Origin of the sequence: Kamptonema sp. PCC 6506, assembly GCF_000180455.1 — a bacterium.
Classification (GTDB): domain Bacteria; phylum Cyanobacteriota; class Cyanobacteriia; order Cyanobacteriales; family Microcoleaceae; genus Kamptonema; species Kamptonema formosum.
Map to the genome: position 1 here is coordinate 1 of NZ_CACA01000304.1, position 14,207 is coordinate 14,207.

A 14,207-nucleotide genomic window follows, 5' to 3' on the forward strand; every position below is an offset into this window, starting at 1 on the left:
GATTGTCATTGTCAGACTCTCCAAATGGGTATGATTACAACGGACGTTTTTCTAATCACAGCTTCCCACCTCATAGCTCTGCGTTAGCAAAAAATGAGTGGATTGTGAATATACTTTACGTTTCTTTACCGCTGCTCATAATTATAAGGGGAAATCTTTACAACAGCAAGGGGAATTTTAAGTTTTGAGTGGGAATTTGGTAGCTGACGGGCAAGACAATAGATGAGCTGGGTTGCTGGGTGCGATTTCTCATCGGTGGCAGCGGCAACGATACAAACTAACTTTTTTTAGCTTTTAGCCAATAGGTAATCATCTCTCCTTTACCTTTAACGGTAATCGTACCCCGTTCCTCAAATACATACTCATCTTTTAAGCGATCGTAAATAGCAGCAGTAACTTGAATGTATCCTGGTAATCCTTGAGATTCCATCCGAAAAGCAACATTAACGGTATCCCCCCACAAATCGTAAGTAAATTTTTTTGTACCAATCACGCCAGCAACCACTGGCCCTGTATGAATGCCAATCCGAATTTGAAAAGGTCGATCGAGATCGGTTTTAAAATCGCCGATCGCTGACTGCATATCCAAAGCCATGTTAGCGATCGCTTCTAGATGATCTAATCTGGGTATAGGCAACCCCCCTGCGACCATATAAGCATCTCCAATTGTTTTAATTTTCTCCAAACCGTGTTTTTCAGTTAGCTGGTCAAATCTTGAAAAAATCTGGTTCAATAAACTTACTAATTCTAGAGGTGAAGTCCTAGCAGCCATAGAGGTAAAATCGACAATATCAGCAAAAAGAACTGTGGCTGAATCAAATCTCTCGGCAGCAGAACCTGCGCCTTTTTTCAAGTTTTCAACTATCGCGGCTGGTAAAATATTTAGCAATAAATGATCGGACTTTTTTTTAGCAATGCGTAAGGCTAGTTCTGCCCTTTGTCGTTCTTGAATTTCGCTTTGCAATCGCCCAACACACTCTTGTAGTTGTTTAGTTTGCTCTTGGAGTAACCGTTGCTGATTTTGAATCATTAATTGATTGGCAACTCGCACCAACACTTCCCGCTCTTGAAAAGGTTTTGTAATATAATCAACACCTCCCACTTCAAAAGCTTTTACCTTATCTAAGACATGATCCAACGCGCTTAAGAAAATCACTGGAATCGATGAGGTTTGTGGTGAATCTTTTAATTTTTTACACACCTCATAGCCATTCATATCTGGCATCATTACGTCCAGCAAAATCAAAGCGGGCGGAAACTCCTGTATTGTTGTCAAGGCCCTTTGTCCGTTTAGTGCTTTGCGAACTTGATACCCTTCCTCAGTCAGGATTGTAGATAAAAGCCTCACATTATCAGGCGTATCGTCAACTACGAGAATACTGGCTTGAATTGTAGAAGCTTGATTGCTGTCCATGCCATTAGTTAGATAAATTTGTTGATGAAAAGATATTAACTCACGGGGTCTGATTCCGTCTGTATGCTGAGTGCCAATTTCGCTAACTCAATAATTTCATCAAATAGGAAATCCTTGGCTAAAGCAGTTATAGATTGTGCTGCCGAGGAAAATTCTACAGGTATTTCCTCACTTAACTGGAGAATTTTGTCGTCACAACATTCATTAGCTGCATCATAAATTTTTTCCACCCACTCTGGAGGCATTTGGGATAGTTGCAATTCTACAGATTGATTGTTGGAAATTATTTCACTCTCCGTTTCCGTGTTGAGTTTTACAGGAATAGGTTCTTCGTAAATGTAGCGCACTCCTAAAAGTTCTTCCATTTTACTAAATAATATATCTACCTGGAATGGCTTACGCATAAAATCATCACACCCAGCGGCTAAAATGGTTTTTCTTTCCTCTTCAAAAGCGCTGGCAGTCAGAGCGACAATGATGGTTTGTTTTCCGAGAGGATGAGCTTTAATTTTTTTTGTAGTTTCATAGCCATTCATCACCGGCATCTGCATATCCATCCAGATTAAGTGCGGTTGCCAATCCGCCCATATAGCAATAGCTTCTTCACCATTTCTAGCTTCGCGCACGAGTAGACCTAGTGGTGACAATAATCTATCTATGACTAAACAGTTATCTGCGCGATCGTCCACCACCAAGATGCGGTATTCTGGTTGATTAGGTTCTAAACCAATTACTTTGCGTTGTGGTTTAAGCAGTTGAACACCGATCGGATCTGCCAGATCCAGTTGAATATCAAAAGCAAATTTACTACCCAACCCAACCGTACTGGTAACGCTAATATCGCCTCCCATCATTTGTACAAATTTGCGACTAATTGGTAAACCTAACCCCGTTCCCTGTTGAGATTTCTGACCAGTTTTTGTTTGCTCAAAGGGTGCAAATAGCTTATTCATTTCTTCTGCTGCAATGCCTGGCCCTGTATCTTCTATTTCAAATTGCAGAGGAAGAGCAAGGGAGGATATCTCATTTTCAGACTTCAGTTTCACTCGCAAGGTAACGCTACCAGTCTCTGTGAATTTGATCGCATTTCCTACAAGATTAATCAAAACTTGGCGCAATTTTCCCTCATCTCCCTTAACAAATTGCGGTACTTCTTTACTCAGATCAAAAATTAGCTGCAATTTTTTAGATTCAGCTTTCAATCGGAATATCTCTTCTAAAGTTCCTAGTAGGCGGATTAAATTAAAACTGGCTTCATTAAGCTGACTTTTGCCGGCTTCAATTTTGGACATTTCCAAAATATCATTAATTAGCGAAAGTAAATGTTCGCCCGCACGATTGATAATTTGTAGGTGTTGCTGATGTTCATTTTTTAGAGATGAATCGCGCACCATCACTTGGCTAAATCCCAGAATTGCATTCAGGGGAGTACGCAATTCATGGCTCATAGAAGAGAGGAATTCACTTTTAGCAAGGTTGGCTGCATCAGCAGCTATGACAGCTTTTCGTAAGGCTTGCTCTGCCAATTTACGCTCGGCAATTTCAGTTTTGGCTTGTTCAAATAGCGTGCATTGCTGAATAGCTATTGCTAGCTGTACAGCAATTTGTCTAAGAGATTCTATCTCAGAAGAGTGCCATTGTCTTTGGCTGGAACAGTGATGAGCAATGAGTAAGCCCCATAAATTTTCCGCTTGTAAAATTGGAACAACTAGGTTGGCTTTAATTTCAAACTGGTTGAGTAAATTAATGTGGCATTCGGAAATATCAGCCGTATAAATATTGTCTATAGCTCGAACACGCCCTTGTTGGTAAACAGAAATATAGCGTTCCCGAAAGCAAGGATCGTTAATATCAATTCCCAAAATCTGCATCACACCTGTTGCTACTGACTCAACGGCTATAAATCCGCTCCAATCTTGATTAAAGCGGTAAATAACTGTGCGATCTGTTGACAGAAACTTACGCACTTCTTCAACAGCCATTGTCATCACTTCTTCTAAGTTGAGAGAGGAGCGAATTCGCTCTTGAATGGAATTAACAAGCCGTTCCCTTTTTAGTTGCTGTTGTAAAGCTGCTTCGGCGTGTTTGCGATCTGTAATATCTACCCCATAACCAACACATTCCACAGGTACGCCAGCAGCATCTTTGACCAACTTAACCTCATCGTAAATCCACCGATATTTACCATCTTTGTGCTGTTCCCGGTATTCATAAGAGATCGACTCTTTTTCTAATAGCTGTTCGTAGGCAGTAGCGACCATTTCTCGATCTTCTGGGTGAACGAGGCTATGCCAATCAAGGGAACCATCAACAAGTTCTCGCGCTTCATAGCCAATTAACGAAACAACGTTTTCGCTGACAAATGTTACGTCATAATTTCCGTCTAATTTACAGCTAAAAATAACTGCCGGAGTCGCAGCTAATAAATGTTGCAATCGCTCAGTAACAGATCGCAATTCTTTCTCAGCTTCCTTACGCTCGCGAGATTCCATTGCTAAAGCTGCCATTTGTGCCAAATAACTAGCGAAGTTTTGTTCATCGATCTTCCAATTTCTTGGTGTCCCCTGATGTTCTAAACAAATTACGCCTACAACTTGTCCTTGATGGGTAATAGAAACATCTAACATGGAGCAGATTCCCAATGGAATTAAATAAGATTCGGTAAACTCTTGAGTACGAGGATCGGTTTTAGCATCAACTGTTACGATCGACTGCTCTGCATTTACAGCTTGAAAATAGTTAGGATAATCAACAACTCTTAGTTCTCCACTCTGGGTATGTTGGTTAGCTGTCAATTCGTAAAGATCGGCACAGCACATCGCTGATTTATCTTCTTTGTAAAGCCAAACGCTACCACGAGCGACATTCAAGGTGCGAGTTGCTATTTGAGTAATTTCTTTGAAAGCATCGCCGATATTTCCTTCGTAAAGGCGGTCACTTTTTGCTAGTTCTAGTAAGCCAATTTGTTGTTCTGTTAAACGGATCTCTCTTTCTCTTAAGGCAGATTCAGCATTAATTCTTTCTCTAATTTCTGCTTCTAAGTAATCATTAGTTCTTTTTAATTCTGCCGTGCGTTCTTGCACTTTGTTTTCTAAGTTTTCGTAAGCATAGCGCAAAGCTAATTCTGCATCTTCACGCACAACAATTTCCCGCTGTAATTTGATATTAATTGCTTCTAATTCTTGAGGAGTTTTTAAAGATAAAAACTGCGGTAGAAGCGTTACCATCTGTCCAGCAGTAAAGCAGGAAACTAGAGCAGTAATTGCTTTCTCGATCCCGGAGAGCCAATAAGCAGAATGCCACAATGTCCAAATTTCTAATAAGTGACCCGTGCCGCAGAGAATAATAAATGCACCAAATAAAGCAAATATTGCTAAAAAAGGAACGTCGCGCCGCTTGTAAACAAAGTAAATTAGCATCGCCGGAATTGAGAAGTAGGCGAACGCAATTAAAAAGTCGCCAGTTATGTGCAGCCAAACCAGAGGCGTTTGCCACAGATAGCAGTGACCGTGCGGTATATACTGAGTTGGATCGAAGATGTTTTTGACTACTTGCCACATAAATATTTCCTGAAAGATAATATCAAGTCGGACAATAACTACATTATACAACCGTATTAATTAGTATGCACCACCCTAAATAGCCCAAAAACTTCCAAATATTACTGCTTTACCAAGACTTTTTCTGAACAGTTTGCTTGTTCGTAGATTTGTGACTTTAAGGGAATTTTAATGATAAACTCCGTACCTTTTCCCACTTCTGAAATACAGCGTAGCTCGCCTTCATGCGTTTTTATAATTTGATAAGAAATTGCTAATCCCAAACCTGTACCATAACCTATAGGCTTACTGGTATAAAATGGATCGTAGAGTTTAGACATTGCGTCAGAAGCTATGCCAACACCATTATCAGTAATGTGAATTTCCACCCACTTGTTATTAACTAAAAGCGTGCGAATGTGAATTGTGAGTCTTGAACAAATAAGTGCTGATAAGTTTTCAGGGGAATTTTGTTGGCAATGGTCTTTGAATGATAACTCCTGCTGGTGCTGAGCTAGCTGTTCCAAGGCATCAATAGCATTAGAAATAATGTTCATAAATACTTGGTTTAGTTGTCCAGCGTAACATTCTACTAGAGGTAAATCTCCATATTCTTTAATGATTTGAATAGAAGGACGATTTCGCTGTTCTTTCAAGCGGTGCTGTAAAATCATTAAAGTGCTGTCGATACCTTCATGGATATTTACTTCTTTCATGTCGGCTTCGTCTAACCGGGAAAATGTGCGTAAAGATTTAACAATTTCCTTGATGCGCTCGGCTCCAATTTTGATAGAAGCAAATATTTTTTGTAAGTCTTCTACGATAAAATTAAGTTCAATTGCGTTAATCTTATCTTGAATTTCTGGGGCCGGATGAGGATAACAGGCTTGATAAACCTCAATCAATCCCAACATCTCTTGGATGTATTCCTGAGCTGGATTGAGATTACCATAAATAAAGTTAACAGGGTTATTAATTTCATGAGCAATGCCAGCTACCATTTGCCCCAAAGAAGACATTTTTTCAGTTTGCACCAGTTGAGTTTGAGTGGATTTGAGTTGTTGCAAAGTGTTTTCTAGCTGATCAGTTTTTTCTAGAAGTTTAGATTGAGAGTAACGCAATGAATCTTCAGCTAAGGATCGATCGAGATTTTCGCGCTGCAAAAGTTGATTGGCAAGTTCTAAAGCCATCGTCCTTTCCTGTACCCGTTTTTCCAATTCTAGGGTCAATTGCGAAAGTGCTTCCTGAGCTTGTTTGCGTTCTCCAATTTCATTTTGTAAAGACAGATTTGCCGCTGCCAATTGAGCGGGACTTGGAATTGCCAAAATTTTGGGAATTAGTTCTATGATGACTGCTGCTGTACATAGCGAGATCAGCGCCGTAATTGCTTTGAGAAAACCAGAGAACCAATAATTAGGATGCCACAGCGTCCATATTTCCATAATATGGGTAATGCCGCAGCAGATAATAAAAGAGCCAAATAACATGAAAACCCAGTCAAAAGGCACGTCTTTCCGCTTTTTTACAATATAAATTAGCGTGAGGGGAATCAAAAAATAAGCTGCGGCAATCAGAGCATCAGACAGGACGTGAAGACTTACTAATCCTGGTTTCCAGAGGTAGCAATGACCGTGAGGAATGAAATAATTTGAAAACATTCCATGAACCATTTGCATTGAATTCAAGCCTGTTATTTGCTAATATTTTTTAGAGGGGCTTTTCTTGAGGATCGCAACCCTGATGGAACTAAAAAATGAATGAGTTTGGTTTTTGTAGTTAACACTTGCGATCGGTAAGATGCAGGAATGTTAGAATATTAAAGTTATATTAACTTAAATTTACTCAGGTTTAACGCTCTTAATTGTCACCTCTTGAGTTTTGCCTTCACAGTCAGATGTGACACCGATATGACATTTTGAAGTTTAAGCAAGCATAATTGAGTGCAGCTTTCTTTCAGATAAGTGCTAGCCTTTCTCAAAAAAGATTAGCAATTTAGACATTGACAAAACAAAAAAAATATGTATAAGGCAGTTAGTGTGGCTTGCGATCGCTCTCAACTTCGGACTCAATCAACTGTGACGAAATCCTTTTCTCAAACAATGTTACTATTTTTAAATGTTTAACTTTGAGTGCAAAGTTCTGATTTTCGCGGCTGGGATAGACTGGAAGCGATTACCTTGCTCGCACAGTAACTATTTCTCAAGCTAATTAGTTATAAGCTAAGTTGAGAAATAAAAATTAACTTATTAGCCTCAGATTATTAGGTAAGGCTGTGGTTAATCCAACCGACTTCTCAGTAATTCTACATTCCCATTTAAGCTAATAACTGGAGACAGTATATTTACGAGCTAATTGCAGGTTATGACCATAGATGATGTGCTACAGCTAACTCGCGCCAGATTGCAAAAAGATTTACATCCCGTACAAGAAATTATTCTCCGCCAAGTTTGGGAAGGAAAAACTTATGCAAGTATAGCATCTGTCTCTCATTATGGAGAGCATTATCTGAGAAATATTGCCTCCTCTTTGTGGCAATCCCTCTCCGAAATTTCCGATATTCCAATTAGCAAATCAAACTTTCGCTCCTCCCTAGAATCCCGTTCTCTGACGACTGAGGAAGAAGAGTTAATTCAGGAATTTACCCGTAGGAAATGCCGAGTAACGCCTTTAGAATTTCCCGGATCTCCAGTACCGCTCGGTTCCCCATTTTATATTCATCATCCACTAATTGAAGAACTTGCGTATAAAGAGATTGCTAAACCTGGAAGTGTCCTCCGAATTAAAGCTCCCCGGAAGATGGGTAAAAGTTCTCTACTATTAAGGATTTTAGACCGTGCTACCTCTCTTGGCTACCGAACAGTAAGTTTAGATATTCAACAAGCCGAGGAAAGTGTTTTAGACAACCTCGATAAATTTTTGCGGTGGTTTTGTGCCAACATCAGTCGTCACCTAGAATTACCACCTCTGTTAGATGATTATTGGGATGAAGATATGGGGAGTAAAGTAAGTTGTACGATCTATTTACAACAATATATATTAGCAGAAATAGGTAGCCCCCTTGTCTTAGCATTAAATGAAGTCAATCGCATTTTCGAGTATCCGAAAATTGCCAGAGAATTTTTGCCACTACTGCGAAGCTGGCACGAAGAAGCAAGACGGGTTGAAAGCCTGCAAAAACTGCGGTTAATCGTCCTTCATTCCACAGAAATCTATATTTCTTTAAAGCTCACAGAATCGCCTTTTAATGTTGGTTTACCGCTGCAATTACCCTATTTTACAGAAGAGCAGATACTTGCTTTGGCAAAGCGTCATGAACTGGATTGGACAGATAGCCCAGATGCCAAGTGGCTGATGGCAATAGTGGGGGGACATCCTTATCTAGTGCGGCTCGCTCTTTACCATCTCTGTCAAAACACTTTAACGCTAGAGTATCTACTCGAAAAAGCTCCCACAATGGCGGGAATTTATAAAGATTATTTGCGGAATCTTTGGGTGACATTGCAAGAATATCCAGAACTAGCAATCGCACTAAAACAAGTGGTGAAGTCCGATCGCGGTGTTGAATTAGATCCGATAGTTGCTTCTAAGTTAGATAGCATGGGGCTAATTCATATCGAAAATAACCGCTGTACCTTGAGCTGCGAGTTGTACCGCCAATATTTTAGTTCCCAAAACTTTATTTAGAAGGTGAAGGAAGAAGATAGAGATTTGTGCCAGGGTTTAGATCGCTAGATTTCCGCTTGCTAGTCGGGAATCTGAGCTAATACCAAATCCAGCTTAAATACCCCTTTATTCTTCAGTCCGCGTAGGCGGACTTTGTTTGTGTAGTAGCGATTTCAATCGCCGAACAATCTAAGTTATCATCTGTGAATCCATACATTGGCTGACAATTATTGGCAATTCTTTCTCGATATTAATTGGAGTACCTCGTTTAGCAACTTCTTTAATTTCCTTAAGGATATAACCAATCAAAGTAGAGTTTGCCGCTAGGTTTTGTCTGCCAATTTGTTTGAGGGCTAATTCAACAGCAGTACGTCCCGATTGCATCCCTAAAACCAAATTACTTTTGCACCCAAAAAGCTCTGGGTTCAGACTTTGGTAAAGCTCTTCATCTTGGGAAATCGCTTTTACATGAACTCCAGCATGATGAGCGAAGGCATTTTTACCCACAACTGGCGAGTGAGGCGAAATGGAGATATGAGAATGTTCGCTGACTAACTCGTACAAGTCCTTTAAATAATTGAGTTTCCATCGGGATTCTGTCCGATCTGTATTCATCAAATTGACAAATAATTCTGCCAAATCTACAATCCCAGTCCGTTCTCCTAATCCCATAACAGTTACATCAATGATATCTGCTCCGGCTCTATAGGCATCCAAGGCATTTGCCAAAGCTAAGCCTCGATCGTTGTGACAATGAACCTCAATTTTTGGATACATTTGTCTTTTAGCTAGCTCCTCCTTTAAAGTTTTTACATAGTAGAAATAGCTGCGATCGGCTTGAAAGGGAGTGGCATATCCCGTTGTATCAGCGATGCTAATAATATTAGAGCCGGCTTGGACGGCTGCACTTGCTGCCTCGATTACATTTCCGATTGATGAGCGCACAGTGTCTTCCGGCGTATAGCGAATCAATAAGTCTGGTTTCTGCGCTCTGGCATAGAGGATGACTTCGACTATTCGATCGATCGCTGCTTGTAAACTAATTTGATAGTCCCGTTCTAAACGTTGCTGTGAAACGCTAAAAAAAACGCCTAAAAAATCAATTTCACAATCTAATGCTTTTTGTACATGATCGATACGGCAAAGAGAATGGACACCGATTTTAGCATTCAATCCACTATGGGCAATACGCTTTACAGAAGTTGCAATTTCGGGGCTAACTGCTGGATTGCCTGCTTCAATAATATCAACACCAACTCTATCTAAAAGTTGAGCGATGGACAACTTAGTTCGAGGGGAAAAATAAACTCCAGGAGTTTGTTCTCCTTCTCTCAATGTGGAATCAAGGATTTGAACCATACTGATTTAAGCTCCGGGAGCGATATGAACGTACAGATTTATTCGATGAGTTTAAAGCATATATTAACTCAAGTTCCTAGTTATCCGTAGCGCTCGCAATTCGATTGGCAGTCTTATTTACCATAGAGTGAAAACTAGAGGCTATAATCGTCACCATCAAAGCTAAGCGCAAACTGCAATAACTAGGTGGGAATAACCCAAAACTAGAAAATCGACTGCAAACCCTAGTAGAGCAGGCAGTTGATGGAGCTATTGAGTAGAACCACTGCTCAGAATAAGAGAAGGGTGTATAGATTAGCAGTCAGTCCCGTGAGGGTAACGCACGATCGCCGATCTCAACCCTGACAGTAACACGATCGCCACAGGCAGGATGATAAAACGGTAACATTTTGGAGGTGTAACGGTACTTTGCGGAGAATTTGTGGTGGCGCGATCGCGGATTGACTCTTCGAGGCACAGAAGGCAGGCATTCTGAGGGAGGCAGTAGGCGATCGCTAAATTATCAAAAAAATCAACTCAAAATGATTCAAGATTATCAATACCAAATCGGCGGTAGTCTCGCCAACGATGCACCTACCTACGTAGTCAGACAAGCGGATTCAGAACTCTATGAAGCTTTAAAAGCTGGCGAATTTTGTTACGTGCTTAACTCGCGGCAAATGGGCAAATCTTCCCTCTTAGTCCGCACTTTGCACCGACTGCAAGCCGAAAATTTCCAATGCAGCACTATCGATATGACCCGCATTGGTAGCGAAAATATCACTCCTTTACAGTGGTATAAAGGCACGATTGGGGAACTATGGCGCGGCTTCAATCTCTTAGGAAAAGTTAATTTAAAAACCTGGTGGCAAGTTGAAGAAGATGTCTCATTTCTGCAAAGATTGAGTCATTTTATTGAAGATATTCTATTAGTCAGATTTCCTCAAGAGCAAATCATTATATTTATTGATGAAATTGACAGCATTCTCAGTCTAGATTTCCCCGTCGATGATTTCTTCGCCCTAATTCGCTTTTGCTATAATCAACGAGCGATTAATCCAGAGTATAATCGGATTACGTTTGCAATTTTTGGAGTGGCCACGCCCAGCGATTTAATTGCCGATAAAAAACGGACTCCGTTTAATATTGGTAGAGCCATAAATTTACGAGGATTTGAACTACAGGAAGCCCAACCATTAGCAGCAGGATTAGCAAGTGTAGTCACTAATTATCAAGCTATTCTTAAAGAGATATTGACTTGGACTGCTGGTCAGCCATTTCTAACGCAAAAACTGTGTTATTTGGCATATCTAGCAACTAAATCTACGCCGACAAAATTGGTGACAATTCCTGTAGGAACGGAGGAGTTTTGGGTAGATCGTTTAGTACGAGAATATATCATTAACAAGTGGGAATCTCAGGATGAGCCGGAGCATTTGAAAACCATAAAAGATCGGATTATTCGCAACGAACAACGGGCAGGCAGATTACTCGGAATCTACCAACAAATATTACAATCCAACCTCTCCTTAACCCCCAACGGATCTGTTTCATTTTGGGACTTTGAACAAATGGATTGTAGGGGCAGTGCCCCCGTGCCTGCCCCAAACTCAAAAGGCGCAACCACAGGGGGATTGCCCCTACAAGAGAATGAAATATCTTTACCTTTGATCGAGGAATCGAGGGGGGTATTAACCGATGACTCTCCCGAACAAATCGAACTATTATTATCGGGATTAGTTGTTAAAAATAATGGTTATTTGCAGGTAAGAAACAGGATTTATGCAGAAGTTTTTAACCTGGAATGGGTAGATAAACAATTAGGAAAGCTCCGCCCCTACTCCCAAACCTTCGATGCTTGGATTGCTTCACAACAAACAGATTATTCTCGATTATTGCGCGGAAAAGCTCTGAAAGATGCTCAAATCTGGGCGCAAGAAAAAAGCTTGAGCAATCTAGACTATCAATTTTTAGCTGCTAGTGCCGAACTCGACAGACGAGAAGTGCAAATGATTTTAGAGGCTGAACGTACCAGGGAGGTTGAAGCGCGACTGGCAGAAGAACATAAGCGATTAATTCAAGAAAAAACAGCCGCTAAACGGCAAAAATTATTGCTATTTGCAGTTAGTATTGCATTGCTAATTGCCAGCAGTTTAGGAGTAACAAGTTATTTTCAGTATCACCGAGCAGCTATTAGCGAACGCGAAGCAAGAATTAGCGAAATTAAAGCGCTGGCATCTTCTTCTGAGGGATTGTTTGCCTCGAATCGGCGATTGGATGCACTGATAGAAGCGATTAAAGCTAAACGTAAACTGCAAAAACTAGGTAAGGCAGACACCAATATTCAGCATCAAGTTATTAATGTATTACGGCAAGCGGTTTATGAGAATGATGAATATAACCGTTTATCGGGGCATAAAGCCGCTGCTATGGCAGTAGATATCAGTCCTGACAGTAAGTTTATTGCCTCTTCAAGTGTCGATAAAACAATCAAAATTTGGCGAAGTGATGGTACAGAAATTGCTACTCTCAAAGGCCATAAGGCAATTGTTAGAGCGGTTAAATTTAGCCCTGATGGTAAGTTTATTGCTTCTACAAGTGACGATGGAACTGTTAAACTTTGGCATCGAAATGGTACTTTGATTAAAACCATCCAGACTAATAATACTGGGTTGTGGGGAGTGGCTTTTAGTCCTGAAGGTCAAACTGTTGCCTCTGCCAGTATGGATAATACAGTTAAGCTTTGGAAGCGCGACGGGGCAGGCACAGGGGTACTGCCCTTACGAACTCTTAAAGGTCATACTGGTGGGGTATCTTCAGTAGTGTTTAGTCCAGATGGTCAACTTATCGCTTCTGGAGGTGGAGACCAAACGGTGAAACTTTGGAAGCGGGATGGGGCAGGCACGGGGGCGCTGCCCCTACGAACTTTTCGAGGTCATACTACTGTAATATCCGCAGTAGCTTTTAGTCCAGATGGTCAACTTATAGCTTCGGGCAGTGGAGACCAAACGGTGAAGTTATGGAAACTTGATGGTACTTTATTACAAACTTTCCGAGGTCATACTGCTGTAATATCCTCAATAGCTTTTAGTCCAGATGGTCAGATTATTGCTTCTGCAAGTCGAGATAAAACGGTAAAACTTTGGAATATTGACGGCACAGAATTGACAACATTTAGAGGTCATAGTGCCGGAATTTGGGGGATAGCTTGGAGTCCCGATGGCAGGTTTATTGCTTCGGCTGGTGCAGAAAATGCTGTCAGACTGTGGCAGAGTCAAAACCCATTAAAAAGGACTATTACTGCACATAAAGCTGGGATTTGGGCGATCGCACTTAGCGCTGATAACAATATCATTGCTACTGGTAGCGAGGATGGTACTACTAAGCTTTGGAGTCGCGAAGGTAAATTACTCAGGACTTTGAGGGGAGATACCGCAGCGATTTATGCTGTTGCACTGAGTAGAGATGGCCAGTTAATTGCTTCTGCCAGAAACGATAATACTGTGAACATCTGGGATCGGAATGGCTCTTTGGTGACAACTTTAGCAGGTCATGGCGCGACAGTCTTTAGTATTGCTTTTAGTCCTGATGGTCAAACGATCGCTTCGGGAAGTCAAGATAATACGCTTAAGCTGTGGCGGCGCGATGGTACTTTATTGCATACTTTGAGGGAACATCATGCTCCAATTTGGCAGGTGGTATTTAGCCCCGATGGTAAGCTGATTGCTTCAGCAGGTGGGGATGGTACAGTTAAGCTATGGCGGCTTGATGGCACCTTGTACAAAACCCTCAAAGGTCACACTAGCTCTGTGTGGAGATTAGCATTTAGTCCTGATAGTAAGATGCTGGCTTCTGGTAGTGGGGACAATACGGTTAAGCTTTGGACAGTTGATGGTCAGTTATTGAGAACTCTCGAAGGTCATACTGCTGCGGTGTGGGGGGTAGCGTTTAGTCCTGATGGTAAGACGATCGCTTCTGGGAGTGTGGATAATACACTTAAGCTGTGGAAGGTTGACGGTACGGAATTAACGACTCTCAGAGGTCACAGTGCGGCGATTCGGGGAGTGGCCTATAGTGGGGATGGGAAGTTTGTCGCCAGCGTCAGCGAGGATAATACGCTGATTTTGTGGAATGTGCAGCAAATACTGAGTCTGGATTTATTGAGTTATGGGTGCGATCGCGTGGGGGACTATTTGCGGACGAATGTGGAGGTGGAAAAGAGCGATCGCTTGTTGTGCGATCGCAAGTAGGAA

Annotated in this window: 7 protein-coding genes; 2 read left to right on the forward strand and 5 right to left on the reverse strand. The window is 41.2% G+C overall.

Translation table 11 applies throughout. The features are described from left to right. Positions 1 to 277 precede the first annotated feature (277 nt). The 3 genes from OSCI_RS18015 to OSCI_RS18025 form a co-directional block, all read right to left on the reverse strand. Positions 278 to 1,414: an adenylate/guanylate cyclase domain-containing protein gene (locus OSCI_RS18015; RefSeq protein WP_007356501.1), complete on the reverse strand. Its 1,137-nt coding sequence runs from the start codon at positions 1,412 to 1,414 to the stop codon at positions 278 to 280. A gap of 35 nt (positions 1,415 to 1,449) precedes the next feature. Beyond that, a complete protein-coding gene (locus OSCI_RS18020; RefSeq protein WP_007356502.1) occupies positions 1,450 to 4,974 on the reverse strand; it encodes a GAF domain-containing protein in 3,525 nt (1,174 codons plus the stop codon). 101 nt (positions 4,975 to 5,075) lie between these two features. Beyond that, the gene (locus OSCI_RS18025; protein WP_007356503.1) at positions 5,076 to 6,629 is read right to left on the reverse strand and encodes a sensor histidine kinase; all 1,554 of its coding nucleotides are present in this window, start codon (positions 6,627 to 6,629) and stop codon (positions 5,076 to 5,078) included. Between the two features lie 685 nt (positions 6,630 to 7,314). Here OSCI_RS18025 and OSCI_RS18030 point away from each other — a divergent pair. Then, on the forward strand, positions 7,315 to 8,637 hold the full coding sequence (locus OSCI_RS18030; protein ID WP_007356504.1) for an AAA-like domain-containing protein: 1,323 nt from the start codon (positions 7,315 to 7,317) through the stop codon (positions 8,635 to 8,637). Positions 8,638 to 8,805: 168 nt separating this feature from the next. Here the strand turns inward: OSCI_RS18030 and OSCI_RS18035 are convergent, their stop codons facing one another. Next, positions 8,806 to 9,975, reverse strand: a complete 1,170-nt coding sequence (locus tag OSCI_RS18035) for a LeuA family protein (RefSeq protein ID WP_007356505.1) — start codon at positions 9,973 to 9,975, stop codon at positions 8,806 to 8,808. A 301-nt stretch (positions 9,976 to 10,276) separates the two neighbouring features. Continuing rightward, positions 10,277 to 10,432: a hypothetical protein gene (locus tag OSCI_RS31580; RefSeq protein ID WP_157135578.1), complete on the reverse strand. Its 156-nt coding sequence runs from the start codon at positions 10,430 to 10,432 to the stop codon at positions 10,277 to 10,279. Between the two features lie 64 nt (positions 10,433 to 10,496). Here OSCI_RS31580 and OSCI_RS18040 point away from each other — a divergent pair, with 64 nt between their 5' ends. Continuing rightward, on the forward strand, positions 10,497 to 14,204 hold the full coding sequence (locus tag OSCI_RS18040) for an AAA-like domain-containing protein (RefSeq protein WP_007356506.1): 3,708 nt from the start codon (positions 10,497 to 10,499) through the stop codon (positions 14,202 to 14,204). Positions 14,205 to 14,207 lie beyond the last annotated feature (3 nt).